This is a genomic window from Frankia canadensis (assembly GCF_900197875.1).
Taxonomy (GTDB): Bacteria; Actinomycetota; Actinomycetes; order Frankiales; family Frankiaceae; genus Frankia; species Frankia canadensis.
The window spans coordinates 1-22,471 of the sequence record NZ_FZMO01000008.1 but is presented as its reverse complement, the minus strand read 5'-3'; the positions used below and the strand labels follow the sequence as shown (position 1 = coordinate 22,471).

Genomic DNA, 22,471 nt, shown 5'->3' with positions numbered 1-22,471 from the left:
GAGTGGCGGTGTCCAACGGAGTGGCGGTGTCCAACGGAGTGGCGGTGTCCAACGGAGTGGCGGTGTCCAACGGAGTGGCGGTGTCCAACGGCGTGGCGGTGTCCAACGGCGTGGCGGTGGCACCCGGGCTGGCGGGGTCGAACGGCGTGGCGGGCGGTGAGGCGGCCACGGGTGGCTTCGCCGCGCTGACCGCGAAGGCGAAGGCCTACGTCGCCCTGATGAAGCTGCGTGTGGTCGAGCTGCTGCTCGTCACGACCGTGCCGGCAATGATGCTCGCCCGCGACGGGATGCCTTCGCTCTGGCTGATCGCGGTGACCCTCGTCGCCGGGACGCTGGCCGCCGGCAGCGCCAACACGATCAACTGCTACGTCGACCGGGACATCGACCAGGTCATGGGCCGCACCCGGCGCCGCCCGCTGGTGCGCGCGACGGTCACCCCGACCGAGGCGCTCGTGTTCGGCATCCTCACCGGCATCGCCTCGACGCTGCTGTTCGGCCTGTTGGTCAACTGGCCGTCGGCGCTGCTGGCCGACGGTGCCATCGCGTTCTACGTATTCGTCTACACCCTCGGCCTCAAGCGCCGAACCCCGTCGAACATCGTCATCGGCGGTGCGGCCGGCTGCTTCCCGGTGCTGATTGGCTGGTCCGCGGTCACCGGCACGCTCAGCTGGTCGGCGGTGCTGCTGTTCGCCATCGTGTTCTTCTGGACGCCGCCGCACTTCTGGGCACTGGCGATGAAGTTCCGCGACGACTACGCGGCCGCCGGAATCCCAATGCTGCCGGTCGTCGCCTCCGCCGAGACCGTCACCCGGCGCATCCTCGGCTACTCGTACGTGATGGTCGCCACCTCGCTCGCGCTGGTGCCGGTCGCGCACACCGGCCCGCTGTACCTCGTCGTCGCGCTCCTCGTCGGCGTCTGGTTCATCACCGAGGCGCACCGCATCGTCCGCCGGGTCCGCGCCGGCGACGACCCGCGTGCCATGCACCTGTTCCACATGTCGATCACCTATCTGACGCTGCTGTTCGCCGCGATCGCCGTCACCGCCCTGATCTGACGGATCGCCTCCACATTCGCCTACCCTCCCCGTCCATGCCGTCGATGAGCTGATCCCGGATGGCTTTCCACAGCATCGGCAGCAACGCGTTCCAGATCACCGCCCCCGGATAGTCAAAGCAGTCCGGGCACAACGGCCGTCCGAGCAGCCGGTCACCGTCGCCATGCCGGGCGTGGCAGCCTGCCGGACGTCCGTGCTGGCAGGTTCCACAACGGGAACGGCACGCCCGCGCCTGCCCGTGCTCCGCCGGGAGTGCACCGGCCCGAACGACGGTGCGGTCAAGGTGACGAACGGCGCCGGATGACCACCGACCGTCGCCGGAAGCCCGTCACCGCCGGCAAGACCGGCCAGGACCACCTCGGTGTGGGTGGCGACCGGAACGCCGAGGAGGCGGGGGACTTCCCGTGGAGGGGAAGTGGCCGCTGGGGAAGGCGGCGTGATGCCAGTTTCCTGGTGTGTCGTGTCCGGTTTGTCCCTAGGTTTCTGGCAGAGAACGCCGTGACGGTGTCAGAACGCTGTCACGGACCGCCGGCCGCGAACGGCCTCGGACCGTTGGCGCGACAGGCCGACGCAAAGATCGCAACCCGACGCACGGCCTAGCTCCCACGAGACGCGTGGCCGCGTGTGTCGTTCCCGCGGGACCGCGGGGAGTCAGCCGACCGTCAGCTCGGGGCCGGACGGAGGTGACTGATCGCCGGCTCTGCCCGGCAATGAGCAGTGGACGGCGATGCGGGAGGGGCGGGACCGGTCGAATCCGGGGGCGGCCGGCGCGCGGCGGTGGGGCCGCGTGGCCGCGTGGCTGTGGCGCGGGCTGGGAAGGGGGCGGCGAGGTTACCGGCTGGTGGCGGCTGAGGCGGACGCGGCGGCGCCTGGCAGCGGGGTCGCGGCCGGGCTGGCTGGGCTGGCTGGGCTGGCCAGGTTGGGCGGGGTGTTCGCGGTGGCCGGGATGTTCGCGGTGGCGGGCGAGGGCTCGGGGTCGGGGGCTGGGCGTTCGACCATCGCGAGCCACAGCTGCAGTGCGACCACCCACATCACGGTGGCGCCGGTCATGTGCAGGGCGACGAGACCGGACGGGACGCCGAGGAAGTACTGTGCGAAGCCGATCGCGGCCTGGGCGACGATCACGGCGATCAGCGCGAGCGCGCCGCGCCGGGCCGCCGAGGGTGCCGCGGTGATTCGCACCGCGAAGGCCATCGCCGCCGCGAGGCCGGTCAGCAGCATCGCTCCGTCGGCGTGCAGCTGCGCGACGTTGACGAGGTCGAACCCGAAACGGGCGGGGTCCGAGGCGTCGCCGCTGTGCGGGCCCGTGCCGGTCACCACCGTGCCGAGGACGAGCACCCCGGCGGAGACGACCACCACCAGCCGGGCCAGCCACAGCAGCGCGGGGGCCACGGCAGGGGTTACGGCGCCCGCCCCCTGACGGGCCCGGCGGTCGAGCACGACCGCGTTCCACAGCAGGACCATCGACAGCAGGAAGTGGGCGGCGACGGTCGCCGGGTTCAGCTTCGTCAGCACGGTGATCCCGCCGAGCACCGCCTGGCCCAGGTAGCCCAGCCACAGGCCGAACGACAGGCGGGTCAGGTCGCGGCGCCGGCCGCTGCGCAGCCGCAGCGCCAGCAGCGGGGTGATGAGTACCACCACACCGACGACCAGGCCGACGACCCGGTTGCCGAACTCGATCGCCCCGTGCAGGGCGTACTCCGAGTGCGGGGTGAAGGAGCCGTCGCCGCACTGCGGCCAGGTCGGGCAGCCGAGGCCCGAGCCGCTGAGCCGGACGACCCCGCCGCTGATCACGATCAGGGACAGCAGCACCACGTTGAGCGCGGTGACGAAGGTGAACACGCGCCGGCTCACGAGCGGCAATCTCCGACGCGTTGTAGAAGTTGGCACAGACGCCATAGTAACGGCCGGTGCTACTCCCAGCGGAACGTCCGGGCGGCCAGGCCCAGGCTCGCCACCGCCCACACGGCGAGCACGATCAGTGGACGCGCGCCCGGCCCGGAGCCGTCGGCGAGGACATGACGCAGCCCGTCGGACAGCGCCGCCGTCGGCAGCCCTTCGGCGATTGTCCGCAGCCAGCCGGGCAGCTTCGACAGCGGGAACACCACCCCACCGATGAGCAGCAGCAGCAGGTAGACGCCGTTGGCGGCGGCGAGCGTCGCCTCGGCGCGCAGGGTGCCCGCCATCAGCAGGCCGAGCCCGGAGAACGCCGCGGTGCCGAGCACGAGCAGCGCCAGCACCGAGGGCACGGCCGCCGGGCCGCCGTCCGGATCCCAGCCGAGCGCGAAACCGACGGCCACCAGCAGTACGAGCTGCAGCACCTCGACGGCGAGCACCGCCGCGGTCTTGCCGGCGAGCAGGACCGAGCGGGGCAGTGGCGTCGCGCCGAGCCGTTTGAGCACCCCATAGGACCGCTCGAAGCCGGTCGCGATCGCCTGGCCGGTGAACGCCGTCGACATCACCGCGAGCGCCAGCACCCCGGGCACGAGGAAGTCGACCGAGCTCTCGGTGCCGCTCGGCAGCACGTCCACCGCGGCGAAGAACGCCAGCAGCCCCACCGGGATGATCATGGTGAGCAGGACGGACTCGCCGCGGCGCAGGGTGAGGACGAGCTCCAGGCGAGTCTGGGCGGCGAACATCCGCGCGCGGCTGGCAGCGCCGGGGGCCGGGCGCAGGTCCAGCAGCGGCATGTCGGGCACTGGCATGGCGGGCACAGGAGTGCTCACGGCCGCAGCTCCGATCCGGTCAGCTCCACGAACACATCCTCCAGGGTGCGCTGCTCGACGCGAAGGTCCTCGGCGAGCACGCCGTTGCCCGCGCACCAGGCGGTGACGGCGGCGAGCAGCTGCGGATCGACGGTGCCCTCGACCAGGTAGTGGCCGGCCGGACCCTCTGTCGCCGTGGTGCCGTCGGGCAGCGCGAGCAGCAGTCTGCCGAGTTCGAGGCCGACCGGCGCCCGGAAGCGCAGTTGACCCTCGGCGCCGCCGCGGGTGAGTTCCGCGGGGGAGCCGGCCGCCACCACCCGGCCGTGGTTGATGATGACGACCTGGTCGGACAGGCGCTCCGCCTCGTCCATCGCGTGGGTGGTGAGCACCACGGTGACGCCCGCGGCGCGCAGCTCCTCGATCAGCTCCCAGGTGGTGCGCCGGCCGGCGACGTCCAGCCCGGCGGTCGGCTCGTCGAGGAACACCAGTTCCGGGCGGCCGACGATGGCCATCGCGAGGGACAGCCGCTGCTGCTGGCCGCCGGACAGGCGGCGAAACGGCGTCCCTGCGGCGTCGGTGAGGCCGAGCCGGTCGAGCAGCGCGGCGGGATCGAGCGGCTGGCGGTGGTGGGCGGCGACCAGGCGCAGCATCTCCCCGGCGCGGGCGCCCGGGTACATCCCGCCGGCCTGCAGCATCACGCCGACGCGGGGGCGCAGGGCGGCCGCGTCGGCGATCGGGTCGAGGCCGAGGACGTGCACCTCGCCCGCGTCGGCGCGGCGGAAGCCCTCACAGATCTCCACGGTCGTCGTCTTGCCGGCGCCGTTCGGGCCGAGCAGCGCCGTGACGGAGCCCACCGGGACGCTCAGGGAGAGGCCGTCGACGGCGCGGATCCGCCCGTCTGGTGACGGGCCCCGGGCTGGGGCCGGCGCCACCACCGGCGCCGCCGCTCGGCGCCGTGACCCGGACCGGGCCGCCGGGGCGGAACGCGAGGAGTAGCTCTTCATGAGGCCAGCGACGCTGACTGCCAGGATCTCGGCCACCTGGCGATCCTACGGATCCCGCGGCGGGTACGGGGATTTGATCCGTGCCACCTTTGGCGGAAGGGTTCGGGTGGGCCCTCAGGTCCGCTGGCGGGGTGGACGGGCGGGCAGCGAGCGGCGGCGCGCGCCGACGCCGACCGGCTCGCCGATCTCGACCAGCGCACCCCAGGCGCCGAGACGCTCGTAGAGCATCGACGGCGTGGTGCTGTAGAGGCGGGACAGCGACTGCAGGTCGGAGCGGCGCAGCCGGAGCACATCCCGCGAACTGTCCGAGCGCAGGACCTGCACGATCGCGATCCAGCGCCGCAGTGGGCCGGTCCGGGTCGGCGGCAGCTTGCGCAGCCGGCGCAGGTCGATGATCAGCGGAGGGAGGTTGTCGACCTCCCGGCGGTCGGCTGCCGGCGGGACCAGCAGCGTCGCGGGCACGTCGTACAGCTCGGCGAGTTCGACGAGCCGGTGCACCCGCAGAGTTCGGGAGCCCCGTTCATAGGCCCCGAGCGTCCCCGCCGTCCACCTGCCATGGGTGCGCTGCTGAACGTCCAACAACGACATGCCACGCCGGTTGCGCGCTGCGCGCAGCCGCCGGCCGAGCTCCAGGGCGTAGTCCCCCTCGGTCACGGTCTCCGTCCGGGTCAGGTCGACAGGAGACGCCAACCGCCCCCTGTGACAGCCTGTCAGGCTGTTGTCCGTCTGGCAGCCGGTTCGAGGAAGTAGCCGCGACGGATTGTGGCCCTGGCGTGGCATTTCCGGCGCGTTCGGCGACGAGATGGGGGATTAGGGTAGCTCGATGGTGGCAATAGGTGATTCGTTCCCATCGTCCTGATCCCTTGCCCATCCCCGGGCACGGTCGACGGCGTCGCACCACCGGCGGTAGTCGCCGTCGTGGCGCCCGCGGGACGTCGCGGGGCGATGGCGGCGGGCGACCCGGCGCAGGTCCGCGAGCGCGGCGGGGTCAGTGAAGAAGCCGGTGGCCAGGCCCGCGAGGTAGGCGGAGCCGAGGGCGGTCGTCTCGATGTTGTCGGGGACGTCGACGTCGACGCCGAGCACGTCCGCCTGGAACTGCATGAGCCACGGGTTGCGGGCGGCGCCGCCGTCGGCCCGCAGCTCGGTCACCGGGTAGCCGGCGGCGGCCATCGCCTCGACGACGTCGCGGGTGCGGTAGGCGATGCCCTCCAGCACCGCGCGGGCCAGGTGCGCGCGGGTCGTGCCGCGGGTGATGCCGAGCAGGGTGCCGCGGGCGCGCGGATCCCAGTGCGGCGCGCCGAGCCCGGTCAGCGCCGGGACGAAGTACACCCCGTCGTTGCCCGGCAGGCTGGCGGCCAGCTCGGCCGTCTCGGCGGCGTCGCGGATGACGCCGAGGCCGTCGCGCAGCCAGGCGACCGCCGCGCCCGTCGACAGGATCGCCCCCTCCAGGGCGTAGCGGACCGGTTCGCCGTCGAGCTGGTAGGCGACGGTGCGCAGCAACGAGCGCTGCGGGCCGGGCACCGCCGCCCCGGTGTTGACCAGGACGAACGAGCCGGTGCCGTAGGTGTTCTTGGCCTGGCCGGCGCGGTGGCAGCCCTGGGCGAACAGGGCGGCCTGCTGGTCGCCGACGGCGGCGGCCACCGGCACGCGCACGCCGAGGAAGGCGTCCGGGTCCGTGTGCGCGTAGACCCGCGAGCTCGGGACGACCGTGGGCAGCAGCTCGGCGGGCACGCCGAACAGGTCGAGCATGTCGGGCGCCCAGCTCGCCGTCGCGAGGTCGAGCAGGGACGTGCGGGACGCGTTTGTCACGTCGGTGACGTGCGCGGCGCCGCCGGTGAGCTTCCACACCAGCCAGGAGTCGACGGTGCCGAAGGCGAGCTCGCCGCGGCCCGCCCGCCGGCGCAGGGCCGGATCGCGGTCCAGGATCCAGCCGATCTTGGTGGCGGAGAAGTAGGGGTCGAGGACCAGACCGGTGCGCGTGCCGACCGCCTCGCCGTGCCCGTCCGCGGCGAGGCGTTCGCAGGCGGCGGCCGTGCGCCGGTCCTGCCAGACGATCGCCGGGTGGACCGGCGCCGACGTGGCCCGCTCCCACACCAGCGTGGTCTCGCGCTGGTTGGTGATGCCGAGCGCGGCGAGGTCCGCGGGGCGCAGGCCCGCGTCGGCGAGCGCCGCGGCGACGGTGTCGACGACGCTGCGCCACAGCGCCAGCGGGTCGTGCTCGACCCAGCCCGGCCGCGGGAAGACGGGGTCGACCGCCGTGTAGCCGCGGCCGACGACCGCGCCGCCGGGGTCGAGCAGGCAGACGGTGGTGCCTGTCGTGCCCTGGTCCACGGCGGCCACGACGGGGCCGCGCGCCGGTTCGTCCATGCCGACCGACGCTATCGCTGGATCTAGCCGAGGCTGGACAGGTCCACGGCGCCGGCGGGGGCGGTGACGGCGCCAGGCGCGCGGTAGTCACCGAAGCTCAGCTGGCTGGTGCTGCGGCCGGTGACGGTGATCCGCAGCGGGTAGGCCGGGCCGGTGTTGGCGACGAGGAAGGACGTGCCGTCGGGGGAGCTGGCCTGCACCGCGCGGTCGCCATCCACCTTCTGCTGGCGCACTCCGCCGGTCAGCCCCGCGGTGAAGCCGCGCAATGAGTCGCTGTAGCGGTCGAGGGTGAAGTAGCTGTACTTGGCGGCGTCGGCGGCGGCGAGGCGGACCCAGCGGTCGGCGAGCAGGTCCGAGGCGGCCGTGTCGCCGGTCGCGGCGTAGTAGGCACGGGACCGGCGGACGTAGGTGTCCTTCCCGATCTTCACGAGCTGGGTCTGCTGGCCGTACTCCTCGATGGTGCCCTTCGTCGTCGTGGAGGACATCACCAGGTCGTAACGGTTGGGGGCGTCGGCGCTCGCGTCCGCCACCGTGCCGGCGACGTGCGCGCCGGGGGCCGTGCGCAGGGCCGCGAGGGCGCGGGTGCCGACCTCGCCGGCCGACAGCTTCTCCAGGCCGTTGGTCGGTCCGCCACCGTCGCCGCCTCCGCTGCAGGCTGGTACGGCCAGCGCGACGAGCGCCGCCAGCAGCCCGGCGCCCAGGCCGAGCAGGGGGCGCGGCCGCGCGCCGCGCCATGGTCGAGCCCGCATCCGTGCGCCTCCAGGTCCCGAGGTCGTGCTGGCCGGAGCTTCGCGCCGCCGGTGAGGTGGCAGGCTGGCTCCAGCGGCAAGTCTGGCAGCACCTGTCCGGTGGTGGCCGAGCGGGCACCATCCGTGGGGTAGATGTTGTGGCACGCGGATGTCGGGTGGACGACCGGGCCGGGCGCCGCGGCCGGTCTGCGGATGCGGGGACGGCCTGAACTGCGCCACCATGGCGGCGGCGGTTCGGTGTGACGGAGATCAGGCTCCTCGGGGGACCTGATCGGGGGTCCTCGGTTCGACCGCGTCCCGGAAATAGGGCACACTGGTGTTGTGAAAAACGACCACGATGCCTCGGGCGGGACGGCCGACGGCCGCACCCGCGACCGGGTCGTGCGTCAACTGCTCGAAGGCGGATCGGCCACCGCGGCCGACCTGTCGCGCCAGCTCGGCGTCTCGCCCGCCGGGATCCGCCGGCATCTCGACGCCATGGTCGCGGACGGCATCATCACCCCGATCGAGAGCCGTTCCCGCCAGCCCCGCGGTCGCGGCCGCCCGGCCCGGCACTACGCGCTGACCGAGGCCGGCCACCAGGCCGGGCCGTCGGCCTACTCGGATCTCGCCGCGGGCGCGCTACGCTTCCTCGCCGAGGTGGGCGGGCCGTCGGCGGTCAGCCAGTTCGCCGACAGCCGCGCGTCGGACCTGGAGCGCCGGGTGCGCTCGGCGGTCGTCGCCGCGGAGCCCGAGGACCGGCCGGCGGCGCTCGCCGAGGCGATGACGGCGGCCGGCTACACGGCCAGCGTCTCGGAGCTGCCGACCGGCCTGCAGATCTGCCAGCACCACTGCCCGGTCCAGTTCGTCGCGGAGCGCTTCCCGGCGCTGTGCGACGCGGAGACCGCGGCGCTGGCCCGGGTGCTCGACACCCACGTGCAGCGCCTCGCGACGATCGCGCACGGCGACGGCGTCTGCACGACCCACATCCCCGCGACCGCGGACCAGGATCCGGCCTCCGAGGCCGCGTCACCGAGCTGTCCACCATCCCCGTCTTCGGAGGGTTCCGCCCCATGACAACCTCTGCCGAGACCGCCCTCGAGGGCCTTGGCTCCTATCGGTTCGGATGGGCTGACACCGACGCCTATGCCGCCGACGTGGAGCGTGGCCTGTCCGAGGCGGTCGTCCGCGGCATCTCGGCGAAGAAGTCCGAGCCGTCGTGGATGACTGACCTGCGCCTGAAGGGTCTGCGCCTGTTCGAGCGCAAGCCCATGCCGACCTGGGGCGCGGACCTCTCCGGCATCGACTTCGACAACATCAAGTACTTCGTCCGCTCCACCGAGAAGCAGGCCGCCGAGTGGGAGGACCTGCCCGACGACATCCGGGCGACCTACGACCGGCTCGGCATCCCGGAGGCGGAGAAGCAGCGGCTGATCTCCGGCGTCGCGGCGCAGTACGAGTCCGAGGTCGTCTACCACAAGATCCGTGAGGATCTCGAGGAGCAGGGCGTCATCTTCCTGGACACCGACTCCGGCCTGCGCGAGCACCCGGAGCTGTTCCAGGAGTACTTCGGCTCGGTCATCCCGGTCGGGGACAACAAGTTCGCCGCGCTGAACACCTCCGTGTGGTCGGGCGGCTCGTTCATCTACGTGCCGCCGGGCGTGCAGGTGGAGATCCCGCTGCAGGCCTACTTCCGGATCAACACCGAGAACATGGGCCAGTTCGAGCGGACGCTGATCATCGTCGACGAGGGTGCGTACGTGCACTACGTCGAGGGCTGCACGGCGCCGGTCTACTCGTCGGACTCGCTGCACTCGGCCGTCGTCGAGATCGTGGTGAAGAAGAACGCCCGCTGCCGGTACACGACCATCCAGAACTGGTCGAACAACGTCTACAACCTGGTCACCAAGCGGGCCGCCTGCCACGAGGGCGCCACGATGGAGTGGGTCGACGGCAACATCGGCTCCAAGGTGACGATGAAGTACCCGGCCGTGTGGATGCTCGGCGAGCACGCCAAGGGCGAGGTCCTCTCGATCGCCTTCGCCGGTGCCGGCCAGCACCAGGACGCCGGCGCCAAGATGGTGCACGCGGCGCCGCGCACCTCCTCGACGATCATCTCCAAGTCGGTGGCCCGCGGCGGCGGCCGCACCTCCTACCGCGGCCTCGTGCAGATCAACGAGGGCGCCGAGGCGTCGAGGTCGACCGTCAAGTGCGACGCGCTGCTCGTCGACACCATCAGCCGCTCGGACACCTACCCCTACGTCGACGTCCGTGAGGACGACGCGTCCATCGGCCACGAGGCCAGCGTCTCCAAGGTCGGCGCGGACCAGCTCTTCTACCTGATGAGCCGCGGTCTGTCCGAGGAGGAGGCGATGGCGATGGTCGTGCGCGGCTTCGTCGAGCCCATCGCCCGCGAGCTGCCGATGGAGTACGCGCTCGAGCTCAACCGGCTCATCGAGCTCCAGATGGAAGGCGCGGTCGGCTGATGGCCGTCATCGACGCCACCGGGCGACCCCCGGCGGCCTCCGGAGCCGTGCCCCGCCCGGTGCGTTCGCGTGACCCGCTCGACCACGAGGTGCCCACCGGCCGCGAGGAGGCGTGGCGGTTCACCCCGCTGCGCCGGCTTCGCGGCCTGCTGACCGGCCCGGACGCCGACGGCAAGGTGTCCGTCACGGTGGACGCGCCGGTCGGGGTCGCCGTCGAGCAGCTCGACGCCGGTGATGCCCGCATCGGCCGCGTGCTCGTCCCGGCCGACCGGGTCGCCGCGTTCGCGATGGCCCGCTCCGGCGGGGCCACGGCCGTCACCGTGCCGGCCGAGGCGTCGCTCACCGAGCCGGTCACCGTGCGGCTGCACGGCGAGGGCGGGGTCGCCTACGGTCACCTGATCGTCGAGGTCGGGCCGTTCGCGTCGGCCACCGTCGTGCTCGACCACACCGGCAGCGCCACCTACGCCAGCGACGTCGAGGTGCACGTCGGCCACGGCGCGTCGCTCACGTTCGTCACGCTGCAGGACTGGGACGCCGACGCCGTCCACCTCGGCGCGCACGCCTACTCGGTGGGCCGGGATGCCACGCTGCGCTCGTTCACCGTCACCCTCGGCGGGGAGCTCGTCCGGCTCAACCCGACCGTCGACTACCGCGGTCCCGGCGGCGACGCCGAGCTCAACGGCGTGTTCTTCACCGACGCCGGCCAGCACCAGGAGCACCGCCTGCTCGTCACGCACGAGCCGCGATCGTGCCGCAGCCGGGTGACGTACAAGGGCGCGCTGCGCGGCCAGTCGGCGCACGCCGTCTGGATCGGCGACGTGCTCATCGGCGCCGAAGCGGTCGACACCGACACCTACGAGCTCAACCGCAACCTGGTGCTCACCGACGGCGCCCGCGCCGACTCGGTGCCGAACCTCGAGATCCTCACCGGCGAGGTCGTCGGCGCTGGGCACGCCAGCGCCACCGGCCGCTTCGACGACGAGGCGCTGTTCTACCTGCAGTCGCGCGGCATCCCGCCGGAGGAGGCCCGCCGGCTCGTCGTGCACGGCTTCTTCGCCGAGGTCATCGACCGCATCGACGTGCCCGAGCTGCGTGAACGGATCATGACCTCCGTGTCCGCCCGGCTCGGGGAGCTGCCCGCATGACCGGGCAGCGGGTGTGCGCGCTGACCGACCTCAAGGAGGACGCGGCGCTCGCCACCGAGATCGAGGGCACGCCGGTGTGCGTCGTGCGCGTCGGGGAGCGGGTGTTCGCCGTGCGCGACGAGTGTTCGCACGCCGACGTGATGCTCTCCCAGGGCGAGGTCGAGGGCGGCCGGATCGAGTGCTGGCTGCACGGATCCCAGTTCGACCTGGCGACCGGCGCCGCGCTGACCCTGCCGGCCATCGACCCGGTGCCCACCTACGCAGTGACCATTGAGGGCGACGACGTGCTCGTCGACGTCGCCCAGCCGAACCGGGAACGAGGGTGACGACAGCGGTGTCGACCTTGGAGATTCGCAACCTGCACGTCTCGGTGGAGACCGAGGAGGGGCCGCGGCAGATCCTGCGCGGCGTCGACCTCACGGTCCGCAAGGGCGAGACCCACGCGATCATGGGGCCGAACGGGTCGGGCAAGTCGACCCTGTCCTACTCGATCGCCGGCCACCCCAAGTACACCGTGACCGAGGGCAGCATCACGCTCGACGGCGAGGACGTCCTCGCGATGAGTGTCGACGCCCGCGCCCGCGCCGGCATCTTCCTGGCCATGCAGTACCCGGTGGAGATTCCCGGGGTGTCGGTGTCGAACTTCCTGCGCTCCTCGGCCACGGCCGTGCGCGGTGAGGCGCCGAAGCTGCGCACCTGGGTCAAGGAAGTGAAGGCCGCGATGGCCGGGCTCGAGATGGACCCGGCGTTCGCCGAGCGCGGCGTCAACGAGGGCTTCTCCGGCGGTGAGAAGAAGCGCCACGAGATCCTGCAGATGGCCCTGCTCAAGCCGAAGATCGCCGTGCTGGACGAGACCGACTCCGGCCTCGACGTCGACGCGCTGCGCATCGTCTCCGCCGGCATCGAGGCGGTGCGGGCCCAGGGCGAGACCGGCATCCTGCTCATCACGCATTACACGCGGATCCTGCGCTACATCAAGCCCGAGTTCGTCCACGTGATGGCCGGCGGGCGGATCGTCGACGAGGGTGGGCCGGAGCTCGCCGCGGTGCTGGAGGACTCCGGCTACGACCGCTATGTCAAGGGCGGCGCCGCCGCGGCGCCCGCGGAAGCGGGGGCGGTGTCGTGACGCCCACGGAGTTCGATGTCGAGCGGGTGCGCAAGGACTTTCCGATCCTCGCTCGCACCGTGCACGACGGGCTGCCGCTGGTCTACCTCGACAGCGCCGCCACCTCGCAGAAGCCGCTGGCCGTCCTCGACGCCGAGCGCGCCTACTACGAGCAGCACAACGCCAACGTGCACCGCGGCATCCACGTGCTCGCCGAGGAGGCGACCGCGCTCTACGAGGCGACGCGGGACAAGGTCGCCGCGTTCATCGGCGCGACCGACCGGCGCGAGGTCGTCTTCACCAAGAACTCGACGGAGGCGCTGAACCTCGTCGCCTACGCGATGAGCAACGCCGAGACGACAGGGCCCGAGGCCGAGCGCTTCCGGATCGGCCCCGGTGACGAGATCGTCGTCACCGAGATGGAGCACCACTCCAACCTGGTGCCCTGGCAGATGCTCGCCCGGCGCACCGGCGCCACCCTGCGCTGGATCGGCCTGACCGACGACGGCCGGCTTGACCTGACCAACCTCGATGCGGTGATCACCGAGCGGGCGAAGGTCGTCTCGATGGTGCACCAGTCGAACATCCTCGGCACGGTCAACCCGGTCGAGCGGATCGTCGCGCGGGCGCGTGAGGTCGGCGCTCTGGTCGTGCTCGACGGCTCGCAGTCGGTGCCGCACCTGCCGGTCGACGTGGTCGCGCTCGGCGTCGACTTCCTCGCCTTCACCGGCCACAAGATGTGCGCGCCGACCGGCGTCGGGGTGCTGTGGGGCCGCCACGAACTGCTCGAGGTCATGCCTCCGTTCCTCGGCGGCGGCGAGATGATCGAGGTCGTCACGATGGAGGCGTCCACCTACGCGCCCCCGCCGCACCGCTTCGAGGCCGGCACCCCGATGATCAGCCAGGTCGTCGGCCTCGGCGCCGCCATCGACTACCTCACCGAGCTCGGCATGCCGGCGATCGCCGCCCACGAGCATGCCGTGACGGCCTACGCGCTCGACGCGCTCGCGACCGTGCCGGGTCTGCGCGTCATCGGCCCGCCGACCGCCGAGGACCGTGGCGGAGCGATCTCGTTCCTCCTTACCGACGACGCCGGCCGGCCGATTCATCCCCACGACGTGGGGCAGATCCTCGACGAGCGCGGCATCGCCGTGCGCGTCGGCCACCACTGCGCGCGCCCCGTCTGCCTGCGCTTCGGCGTCCCGGCGACGACGCGGGCGTCGTTCCACCTGTACACGACGACCGCCGAGGTCGACGCGCTGGTGGAAGGTCTGCACGAGGTTCGGAGGTTCTTCTCGAGGTGAAACTCGACTCCATGTACCAGGAGATCATCCTGGACCACTACCGCAACCCGCAGCACCGCGGGCTGCGCGACCCGTTCGACGCCGAGGTGCACCACGTCAACCCGACGTGCGGCGACGAGGTGACCCTGCGGGTGAAGGTCACGGACGGTGTCGTCGAGGACGTCTCGTACGAGAGCGAGGGCTGCTCGATCAGCCAGGCCTCCGCGAGCGTCATGAGCGACCTGGTGATCGGCAAGAAGGTCGACGAGGCGCTGGACCTCGAACGCGAGTTCCTGGCGCTCATGCAGTCCCGGGGCACCGCCGAGGGCGACGAGGACAAGCTGGAGGACGCGGTCGCGTTCGCCGGTGTGTCCAAGTACCCGGCCCGGGTGAAGTGCGCCCTGCTGTCCTGGATGGCCTGGAAGGACGCCACCGCCAAGGCCATCGACGCCCCTCTCGACCTTCCCGCCCAGGAGAAGCCATGACGGAAGCGCCCGACCAGAACGCCGAGGGCACGCCCACGGGCGGCGTCGCCACCGCGACCGCCCAGGCCGCGCCTGCCGACGCCACCGCCGAGTCCGGTTCGGCGGCCGCGCACACCACGGTCGCCGAGCGTGCGGCGGGCCTGGAACTCGCCGCGTTCGACGACATCGAGGAGGCGATGCGCGACGTCGTCGACCCCGAGCTCGGCATCAACGTCGTCGACCTCGGCCTCGTCTACGGCATCCACGTCGCCGACGACAACACGGTCACCCTCGACATGACGCTCACCTCGGCGGCCTGCCCGCTGACCGACGTCATCGAGGATCAGACCCGCTCGGCCCTCGTCGACGGCCCCGACGGCCTCGCCGCCGACGTGACCATCAACTGGGTCTGGATGCCCCCGTGGGGCCCCGACAAGATCACCGACGAGGGTCGCGAACAACTCCGCGCCCTCGGCTTCAACGTCTGACCCCGCCCCGCAGGCCGCCGGCCTGGCCGGGATCCCCTCCTGGCCAGGCACGTAGGGTGGCGTGCGCGGCAGGTGCGGAGTGCCGGGTGGGGAGGGCTGGGTGATGGTCCGCCGGTTCAATACGGCTGGTCCGTGTCTGCCGGCGAATCACTACATGATTCCGGCGCTGTCCCGCCTGCCGGAGGCCCCCCGGTTGGTGGACCTCGAGTCGTACTTCGTCGTCCATGCCCCCCGCCAGACCGGCAAGACGACCGCGCTGCGGGCGCTCGCGCGTGATCTGACGGCCCAGGGCCGCTATGCGGCGGTGATGTTCTCGTGTGAGGCGGCCCGGGTCGCGGGCGACGACTACGGTGCGGCGTCGCGCATCCTGTTGGACCGGATCCGCGCGAGCGCGCAGGACTGCCTGCCGGCCGAGCTGGGGCCGCCGCCCTGGCCGGAAACGCCGGACGGTACCGGGATCGTCGAGGCGCTGCGAGCCTGGGCTCAGTCCTGCCCACGCCCGCTGGTGCTGTTCTTCGATGAGATCGACGCGCTGCGGGGCCAGAGCCTGCTGAGCGTGCTCGGGCAGCTGCGTGACGGCTACAACAGCCGGCCGGCCCCGTTTCCCTGGTCGGTCGCGCTGTGCGGCCTGCGGGACGTCCGCGAGTACAAGACAGCCTCCGGCGGTGATTCATCTCGACTGGGAACGGCCAGTCCGTTCAACGTGAAGGTCGAATCGCTCCGGCTGGGGGACTTCACCGCCGGCGAGGTGGCGGAGCTCTACGGACAGCACACCGCTGGTACCGGTCAACGGTTCTCGATCGACGCGCTCGAATACGCCTACGAGCTCACGGTCGGGCAGCCGTGGCTGGTCAACGCCCTCGCTCGCGAGATCGTCGAGAAGATCCGTGTGCCGGTGGCGGAACCCGTGACGGTGGCGCATCTGGACCAGGCGAAGGAACAGCTCATCCTCACACGGGCGACCCATCTGGACTCCCTCGCCGCGAGGCTTGCGGAGCCGAGGGTCCGCAGCGTCATCGGTCCGCTCCTCGCCGGCGATCCGCTCGTCCTCGATCCGTACGATGACGACCTCAGCTACGTTCGTGACCTCGGCCTCATCGCTCCCACCGCGCCGGTCCGCGCCGCCAATCCGATCTACCGGGAGGTCATCGCGCGGGTGCTCTCCTCGAGCATCCAGGAGAGCGTCACCGCTGATCCGCGGTCGTTCGTTCGTCCGGACGGCACGTTCGACCTTTCCCGAATGCTCGACGAGTTCGCCGACTGGTGGATCGAGAACGGCGAGTTTCTCACCAGCACCGGCTACTACAGCGAGGCTGCGCCGCAGCTCATCCTGATGGGTTACCTACAACGCGTGGTGAACGGCGGCGGCCAGATCGAACGCGAGTACGCCGTCGGCTCCGGCCGCGTCGACCTGCACCTGCGCTGGCCTTACCGCACCCCCGACGGGGAACAGCATGTCCAGCGCGAAGCCATCGAGATAAAGACCTGGCGCACCGGCCGGTCCAATCCCCTGCCTGCTGGCCTGCGGCAGCTTGACCGTTACCTCGATCGCCTCCGCCTCGACACCGGCACCCTCGTTCTGTTCGACCAGCGCGCCGACGCCTCCGCCATCGACACACGCACAAGGCTCACCACCACTACAAGCCCCGCGGGGCGCACCATCACCCTCCTCAACGGCTGACGCGCCTCGTCGCGGGGACGCGCCCAGGTCGATGCGGTGCGCACGCGCCCGCGCTGACCGGCCTGGGCTGGCGGCTTCGCGATCACCGTCGGTGGTGCCGAGGGAAGCCAGTCCTCGCGCAGCAGATCGACTAGGGCGTCGACCTGGAGGTGCCTGCTGTCCAGGTGCCGGCCCAGCACGGCCTCCGCGTGCGTGACCTGGATTCGTGGCGCGCTAGCCCCGCTTCAGCGAGTTCGAGCCGTCGCTCCTCCTCGTCGTCCCGCCAGCCGGCCTCGGCGTGCACGACCGCCAGCATCCTTCTCAGGAGCGAAGGGTCCACGTGCTCCCAGCGGAACTGCATTCTCGTTGACTGCCGCACGCACGACCTCCCAGCACCGGCGGCCGCTTCCCGCGGGCTCGGGAAGCGGCGCGACTGAGCTCAAGCGTGATCTATCCGCAGGGGAGGGCGTCGGGCGGGTTCCGGTTGAGAAAGACGCCGAAACCGCTGATCGGACTCTGGCCGGCGTGGACCCGGCGCTCGTTCGGCGAGGGCGAGGGCGCGGTGGGACATCGGTAGTGCTTCCCTGGCCCGGTCCAGGGCGTGCGGTGAGGGTCAGCGGCCCGGAGTGCGGCGTAGGAGGAAGTTCAGCAGGGTCGCCCTGAAGACGGGTTCGCCCGCCGGGTCAAGCAGTTCCGCGAGAGTGCCGACGAGCCCGCGGTCGGGTTTGGAGATCGAGGCCCTGGCTTCCAGCACGGTCACACGCAAGGCCAGCACGTCGCCAGGGCGGACGGGGCGCAGCCAGCGCAGCTCGTCGACTCCAGGGCTCCCAAGGCTCGCCACGCTGGACAGATAGTGCTGGGAAAACAATCGCATCATCAGTGCCGCGGTCTGCCAGCCGCTCGCAATCAGGCCGCCGAACGGGCCGTCGGCAGCGGCGACCGGATCGATGTGGAAGAGCTGTGGGTCGTATTCCTTCGCGAACTCGACGATCTGCGTCTCATTGACTGTCGCAGCGCCGAACACATAGGTCGAACCTGGTATGTAGTCTTCGAAGTACCGCTCGTCGATCGGGGTGGCGAACACGTGCTCTCCAGTGGCTTGGACCACGCCTAAGTGTCTCCTTATGCCAGCTGCCATCACGGCTGTTCTAGCAGGTTTCCTCCGGAGCGTCTCGATCTCGGCCTGCGGTAAGGAAGTCCGCGGTAGCGCAAGCATCATCGTCACGGCTATGGCCTCCACCGGTCTGGGGTGGCGTCGGGCGCGCGATGTAGGCTGATCGGCCATGTCGGCGCAATCACTGCGGGACCTTGTCGAACCGGGCTGGGCGCAGGCCCTCGAGCCGGTGGCGGAGCGGATCACGGCCATGGGGGACTTCCTGCGGGCCGAGATCGCAGCGGGCCGGACCTACCTGCCGGCAGGGCCGAACGTGCTGCGGGCGTTTCAGCAGCCGTTCGATGAGGTGCGGGTGCTGATCGTCGGGCAGGATCCGTATCCGACGCCGGGGATGGCTATCGGGTACAGCTTCGCGGTGTCCCCGGAGGTGCGCCGGCTGCCGGGCAGTCTGCAGAACATCTTCACCGAGCTGTGCGCGGACGTCGGTGTGCCCCGGCCCCCCACCGGTGACCTGACGCCCTGGACCAATCAGGGCGTGCTGCTGCTGAACAGGGCGTTGACGACGGCGCCGCGCCAGCCCGGCGCCCATCGGAACAAGGGCTGGGAGCAGGTCACCGACCAGGCGATCCGGGCGCTCGCCGCGCGGGGCAAGCCGCTGGTGGCCATCCTGTGGGGCGCCGACGCGCGCAGCCTGCGGCCCTTCCTGGACGGCGCCGCGACGATCGAGTCCGCCCACCCGTCGCCGCGTTCGGCGGACCGGGGCTTCTTCGGCTCCCGCCCGTTCAGCCGGGCCAACGACCTGCTGCTCCGCCAGGGCGCCCAGCCCGTCGACTGGACTCTTTCCTAGATCCGCACCACGGTGATGGCTCGGCCGGTGGGGCTGGTGGCGACGTGGGTGCCCGCCTCGGCGCTGACGCGTTTGCGTTCGGCGGGGCGCTGATCGAAGATCACGAGATTGCCGGCGGGAAGGCCGAGACGCATCAGGTATCCGTCGAGCTGGCGGATGCCGGCCTGCGTCGGGTCGACGGCGCCTGGGCGGTGGGTCTTGATCTCCAGGGCCTCCCGCTGGACGGCGGGTCTGCCGTCGGGGCCGGTATGGCTCCAGCGGATGAGTAGATCCATGGCGCCGCGGCCTACGCCGTATTCGCGGTCGACGAAGCCGCTGCCGTTTATGGCGCGGTCGAGGTATCCGAGCAGCGTGACGTGTGGGGTGACCTCGCGGTAGGGCTCGTCGGCCTCGAGGACGTCCTCGGTCCGGTGCCAGAACTCGGTGAAGTGGGCGAGAAGCCCGGGAAGGTCCAGGCGGCCGTCAGCAAGTACGAACGACCGAGGTCGCGGCGCGCCGGTGATGCCGTCGAACAGCCCGTCGGCGAGAACCCGCGTGATCATGTTGCGGTAGATCGGGTTGGCGATCTCCACCGTCGAGGCGGTCCGCCTGACCAGGCCGAGGTCGGTAGTGTAGGCGAGGTCGTCAGAAAACGGATCGAACCTGACCTCGGCACCGGCGAGTATCGGTTCGATGATCCGCCGGACGCGGGGGTCGCGAAGCCGGTCGAGCAGCGAGTCCAGGTGGGTTTCCCGCGCGACGATGAGACGTTCGTCGGCCTCGTCGACGTGGTCGGCGGTGATCGTCGTCGTAGGGGAGACCTTCATCCGGTCGACGATCTCGTGGGCGAGGGCGTTGACGAGCCAGGGCTGGCCCATCGTCAGGGCGAAGGCGTGCTCCACGGCCTGGGACGTGAACGCCTGGCCGGTCTCGGCGGTGTGCTGCCCGTAGAGCGCGCGGACCTCGTCGAGGGTGAAGTCGTTCAGCCGGAGCGACGCGACCTTGATGTTGAACGGGCTGGGGGATGCGAGCCTCGTCGGATCACCGCCCGAGGCTGTCTTGTACTCCCGAACGTCGCGTAGGCCGCAGAGGGCTATCGAGGACGGGAAGCCAGCGGGCCGCCGGCGGTAGCCGTCGCGTATCTGGCCGAGGATGCTGAGGAGCGTGCGGCCGGTCAGCGCGTCGATCTCGTCGAGGAACAGCACCAGGGGGCGCGGGCAGGCTCGCGCCCACGCGCCGAAAGCGGCCGCGAGCAACCCCTCGCCCCAGGCATCGGGCCAGGCTGGCGGGCGCAGGTCGGCCGGCAGGTAGTCCTGCGCCGCCTCCCTGGCGAGGCTGAGGATGGCTCTGGTGGCTGCGCCGACGTCGTCCGGCCAGGAGCGTCCGGCCTCCATGGACAGTACGACCGCCGCATGGCGGCCACCGGCGGTCAGGTCGGCGGCAAGCGCCTGCAGTGCCGTGGTCTTGCCGGTCTGCCGCGGGGCGTGCAGGACGAAGTAGTTCTCCCGCGCGACCAGGCCGGGCACCTCCGGGAGGCGGGCGGAAGCCGGAATCATGAAGTGTTTGCCGGGCACGCACGGTCCAGCCGTGCCAAACGTGCGAACCACCACCCAACACCCCTCCCCGCCGCGGGCCACTGATCGCCACTCTACGGACTCCGCGGCGAGCGCCGGCTCGGGCCAATGGAGTCGCCGGGATGAATAGGGCGACGGGCGGATGGCTACACTTTGTGGCCTGTCAGCCATCCTGCTACGGGGGTGCGGATGCCAGCTGCGTTGGTTGTACGGCTCGAGGAGTCGATGGCGGCGGTGACGCCGCGGCAGGTGCATGGGGCGGCATCGGGTATCTGCGAGGTGGCGGGCTCCGATCATCACGCGCCGGTGAAGGCTTTCGCGGCAGGTCCACTGCTGCCGGACGAGTCCGGAGGCGGATGCCTGTGGCGCCTGGGCTGGCTGGGGGACAGCGCACTGCCGCCGGGCTGGCCGCCGTCCGCGGTCCGTTTAGGGCCGCACACCCGGCAGGTCACCGGCTTCGAGGGGCATGGCCGCAGCTACGGTGAGCTGGCCCGGTCCGGACCGACACGCCGGGTCCGGTTGACGATGACCTCGCCGACCTTCTTCTCGCGCAACGGGCGCGACCTGCCGATGCCCGAGCCCGTCCTGGTGGTGCGCAACCTGCTGACCCGCTGGAACGCATTGGCTCCGGCGCCGTTGCAGGTCGGGGAGGACGACAGTAAGGCGCTCGTCGGCGGCGTCTTCCTCGAGTCGATGTCGGGGGCGACACGAAAGGTCGAGCTCGGTTCGGGGCTACGGCAGGTCGGCTTCGAGGGCAGCGCCGAGCTGCGCCTGCTCAAGACCGTTCCCGACCAGGCTGCCTCGGTGTTCGGGGCGCTCGCTCGTTTCGCCGAATTCGCCGGTCTCGGCGCCCAGACCGCCTTCGGCTTCGGCGCCGTTGACGTCGAACTCCCCGGCCTGACTCGCAGCCCCCGATCGCCCCGGCGTGAGGCCTACCCGCCAGGGGTATGAGCCGTCAGGCATGGATCTTGTGGGACGCCACCAAACTGTCTATGGTGCGTGCCAAGGCGAAAACGCAGGCCACAGCGCGTGTTGATCATTCTGTACCCGTGGCGGTAGGGTGCTGCCGCGGGCCCGCCGAAGAGGCTCGTTCTCGATACCCCCAACACCCCAGCCCAGCGCCCTACTTCCCGAACTCCCCTCGCTACCCCCAGCCCGATCATGAGGGCATAGAAACAACGCAGCGATCCCCGTGTCCGTGGGCAGGCGGACCTCGCTACCCCCAGCCCGATCATGAGGGCATAGAAATCACGGCACCCAAGGCTTTCCATTGTCGCTGTCGTGACCTCGCTGACCTACGATCGCTTGGGTGAACAATAGTAGAGGGGGAAAAGATGCTTGGGTGTTCGTGGATAATCAGTTTTCGGGATGATCGTGGGGAAATGAAAGCGGCGGCGCGCCTTTGTTTCGGTCCGCCGCGGAATTCGTTCGGGGGGAATTGATGGGGCACTTGTATGCGCGGGCATTCGGCTCGCAAGCACTTTTGGATGCATGGGCGCAGGTGCGAGAGGCGGCTCTCGCGGACGGTCTTCCCGATGAGAAGGTGACTGTCTTCGAGGAGGACGCGGCCGCGCGGCTCGCTGAGATCGGGAATGAGCTGGCCCAAGGGCAGTGGCAGCCGGCGCCAGTTCGGCGAGTAGAGCTCCGGAAGCCGACCGGTGGTCTTCGAGTGCTCGGTGTGCCGCCGCTGGCGGATCGGATTGTGGAACGGGCGCTGCTGCGTGTTCTCGACCCTGTGATTGATCCACGGCTGCTGCCTTGGTCGTTCGCCTACCGGCGGGGACTCGGCGTGCGGGACGCCCTCGCGGCACTGGCCGAGGCTCGGGACACGGGAGCCACCTGGGTTGCGCGAGCGGACATCACGGACTGCTTCGCCCGCATTCCTCAATGGGAGGTACTGCGTCGACTGCGTGAGGTTATTGATGATCTACAGGTGATTCATCTGGTCGGCCTGCTGCTGGACCGACCGGCAGTCGGGGCCCGGATAAATCCCACGGAGCGTGGGCTGGGCCTACATCAGGGCAGCCCGATCTCGCCGCTGCTGTGCAATCTCTACCTCGACATCTTTGATCGAGCGATGCTCGCTGCGGGGTTCCGGGTTCTGCGTTATGGAGACGATCTTGCCATTCCTGCGGACAGTCGGGCCGATGCGGAGCGGGCATTGGTGACGACCAGTACCGAGCTCGCTGATCTGCGGCTGGAGCTCAACCACGGCAAGAGCCACGTCGTGTCGTTCGACGAGGGAGTTCCTTTTCTCGGAGAGATGACCACCGCGTCTACGCTCCATCGTGGAGAGCTGCTGTCTCATCCGTTGGAGACTTCGGTCTATGTTGACCGGGAGGGCGCGGTTGTGCGGGTGCGCGGTGATCGGCTTGTCGTCACCGTCAAGGGGGACGACGGGGAGGAGACACTGAGCATTTTCAATGTTATTTTACGTGAATTGCGGGAATGTTCCGTCGCGCGCGTT

Annotated in this window: 21 protein-coding genes and 1 pseudogene; 13 read left to right on the top strand and 9 right to left on the bottom strand. The window is 70.9% G+C overall.

The features are described from left to right. Nucleotides 1-185 precede the first annotated feature (185 nt). Nucleotides 186-1,055 carry a heme o synthase gene (locus tag C1A33_RS01805; protein WP_101829786.1) on the top strand — a complete coding sequence of 290 codons (870 nt, stop codon included), beginning with the start codon at nt 186-188 and terminating at the stop codon, nt 1,053-1,055. Here C1A33_RS01805 and C1A33_RS37290 read toward each other — a convergent pair. From C1A33_RS37290 to C1A33_RS01770, 7 genes and pseudogenes are all read right to left on the bottom strand, one after another. Further along, nucleotides 1,039-1,412: pseudogene (locus C1A33_RS37290) on the bottom strand (replication initiator). The gene C1A33_RS01805 and the pseudogene C1A33_RS37290 sit on opposite strands and share 17 nt — an antisense overlap. 474 nt (nt 1,413-1,886) lie before the next feature. Continuing rightward, a complete protein-coding gene (locus tag C1A33_RS01795; RefSeq protein ID WP_101829783.1) occupies nt 1,887-2,954 on the bottom strand; it encodes a COX15/CtaA family protein in 1,068 nt (355 codons plus the stop codon). Nucleotides 2,955-2,968: 14 nt separating this feature from the next. Next, nucleotides 2,969-3,760, bottom strand: coding sequence for an ABC transporter permease (locus C1A33_RS01790; protein ID WP_101829782.1), 792 nt, complete (start codon nt 3,758-3,760; stop codon nt 2,969-2,971). A gap of 17 nt (nt 3,761-3,777) precedes the next feature. After that, on the bottom strand, nt 3,778-4,800 hold the full coding sequence (locus tag C1A33_RS01785; protein ID WP_101829781.1) for an ABC transporter ATP-binding protein: 1,023 nt from the start codon (nt 4,798-4,800) through the stop codon (nt 3,778-3,780). A 78-nt stretch (nt 4,801-4,878) separates the two neighbouring features. Next, nucleotides 4,879-5,418 (bottom strand): helix-turn-helix domain-containing protein, encoded by a 540-nt coding sequence (locus tag C1A33_RS01780; RefSeq protein WP_101829785.1) that lies wholly within the window; start codon nt 5,416-5,418, stop codon nt 4,879-4,881. A gap of 156 nt (nt 5,419-5,574) precedes the next feature. Then, the gene (gene glpK, locus C1A33_RS01775; protein WP_101829780.1) at nt 5,575-7,131 is read right to left on the bottom strand and encodes a glycerol kinase GlpK; all 1,557 of its coding nucleotides are present in this window, start codon (nt 7,129-7,131) and stop codon (nt 5,575-5,577) included. A 23-nt stretch (nt 7,132-7,154) separates the two neighbouring features. Then, nucleotides 7,155-7,880, bottom strand: coding sequence for a hypothetical protein (locus C1A33_RS01770; protein ID WP_101829779.1), 726 nt, complete (start codon nt 7,878-7,880; stop codon nt 7,155-7,157). 321 nt (nt 7,881-8,201) lie between these two features. Here C1A33_RS01770 and C1A33_RS01765 point away from each other — a divergent pair, with 321 nt between their 5' ends. The 9 genes from C1A33_RS01765 to C1A33_RS01725 all read left to right on the top strand — a co-directional run bounded on the left by C1A33_RS01765 (nt 8,202) and on the right by C1A33_RS01725 (nt 16,511). Further along, entirely contained in the window at nt 8,202-8,936 is a 735-nt protein-coding gene (locus tag C1A33_RS01765) for a helix-turn-helix transcriptional regulator (protein WP_101829778.1), read from the top strand. Beyond that, nucleotides 8,933-10,345, top strand: coding sequence for a Fe-S cluster assembly protein SufB (sufB, locus tag C1A33_RS01760; protein ID WP_101829777.1), 1,413 nt, complete (start codon nt 8,933-8,935; stop codon nt 10,343-10,345). Before C1A33_RS01765 ends, sufB begins: the two co-directional genes overlap by 4 nt. Further along, entirely contained in the window at nt 10,345-11,490 is a 1,146-nt protein-coding gene (sufD, locus tag C1A33_RS01755) for a Fe-S cluster assembly protein SufD (RefSeq protein ID WP_101829776.1), read from the top strand. Before sufB ends, sufD begins: the two co-directional genes overlap by 1 nt. Next, nucleotides 11,487-11,816, top strand: coding sequence for a non-heme iron oxygenase ferredoxin subunit (locus C1A33_RS01750; protein ID WP_101829775.1), 330 nt, complete (start codon nt 11,487-11,489; stop codon nt 11,814-11,816). Before sufD ends, C1A33_RS01750 begins: the two co-directional genes overlap by 4 nt. Nucleotides 11,817-11,824: 8 nt before the next feature. Then, the gene (sufC, locus tag C1A33_RS01745) at nt 11,825-12,616 is read left to right on the top strand and encodes a Fe-S cluster assembly ATPase SufC (protein ID WP_207770107.1); all 792 of its coding nucleotides are present in this window, start codon (nt 11,825-11,827) and stop codon (nt 12,614-12,616) included. Next, nucleotides 12,613-13,899, top strand: a complete 1,287-nt coding sequence (locus C1A33_RS01740; RefSeq protein ID WP_101829773.1) for a cysteine desulfurase — start codon at nt 12,613-12,615, stop codon at nt 13,897-13,899. Before sufC ends, C1A33_RS01740 begins: the two co-directional genes overlap by 4 nt. Continuing rightward, nucleotides 13,896-14,363 (top strand): Fe-S cluster assembly sulfur transfer protein SufU, encoded by a 468-nt coding sequence (sufU, locus tag C1A33_RS01735; protein ID WP_101829772.1) that lies wholly within the window; start codon nt 13,896-13,898, stop codon nt 14,361-14,363. Before C1A33_RS01740 ends, sufU begins: the two co-directional genes overlap by 4 nt. After that, the gene (locus tag C1A33_RS01730; protein ID WP_101829771.1) at nt 14,360-14,830 is read left to right on the top strand and encodes a metal-sulfur cluster assembly factor; all 471 of its coding nucleotides are present in this window, start codon (nt 14,360-14,362) and stop codon (nt 14,828-14,830) included. The genes sufU and C1A33_RS01730 overlap by 4 nt, the downstream gene beginning before the upstream one ends. Before the next feature lie 154 nt (nt 14,831-14,984). Further along, the gene (locus C1A33_RS01725) at nt 14,985-16,511 is read left to right on the top strand and encodes an ATP-binding protein (RefSeq protein ID WP_243407074.1); all 1,527 of its coding nucleotides are present in this window, start codon (nt 14,985-14,987) and stop codon (nt 16,509-16,511) included. Between the two features lie 592 nt (nt 16,512-17,103). Here C1A33_RS01725 and C1A33_RS01715 read toward each other — a convergent pair. Further along, the gene (locus C1A33_RS01715) at nt 17,104-17,574 is read right to left on the bottom strand and encodes a MaoC family dehydratase (protein ID WP_243407073.1); all 471 of its coding nucleotides are present in this window, start codon (nt 17,572-17,574) and stop codon (nt 17,104-17,106) included. 199 nt (nt 17,575-17,773) lie between these two features. Between C1A33_RS01715 and C1A33_RS01710 the strand changes: the two genes are divergently transcribed. Continuing rightward, complete coding sequence (locus C1A33_RS01710; protein ID WP_101829768.1) at nt 17,774-18,451, top strand: uracil-DNA glycosylase; 678 nt, start codon at nt 17,774-17,776, stop codon at nt 18,449-18,451. On the opposite strand, the gene C1A33_RS01705 is transcribed toward C1A33_RS01710, so the two are convergent. After that, nucleotides 18,448-19,986, bottom strand: coding sequence for an ATP-binding protein (locus tag C1A33_RS01705; protein WP_243407072.1), 1,539 nt, complete (start codon nt 19,984-19,986; stop codon nt 18,448-18,450). The two genes, C1A33_RS01710 and C1A33_RS01705, sit on opposite strands and share 4 nt — an antisense overlap. 207 nt (nt 19,987-20,193) lie before the next feature. Here C1A33_RS01705 and cas6 point away from each other — a divergent pair, with 207 nt between their 5' ends. Both cas6 and C1A33_RS01695 read left to right on the top strand, forming a co-directional pair. Next, entirely contained in the window at nt 20,194-20,955 is a 762-nt protein-coding gene (gene cas6 / locus C1A33_RS01700; RefSeq protein WP_133150538.1) for a CRISPR system precrRNA processing endoribonuclease RAMP protein Cas6, read from the top strand. A gap of 592 nt (nt 20,956-21,547) precedes the next feature. Further along, on the top strand, nt 21,548-22,471 hold a 924-nt coding region (locus C1A33_RS01695), incomplete at its 3' end, for a reverse transcriptase domain-containing protein (protein WP_243407071.1).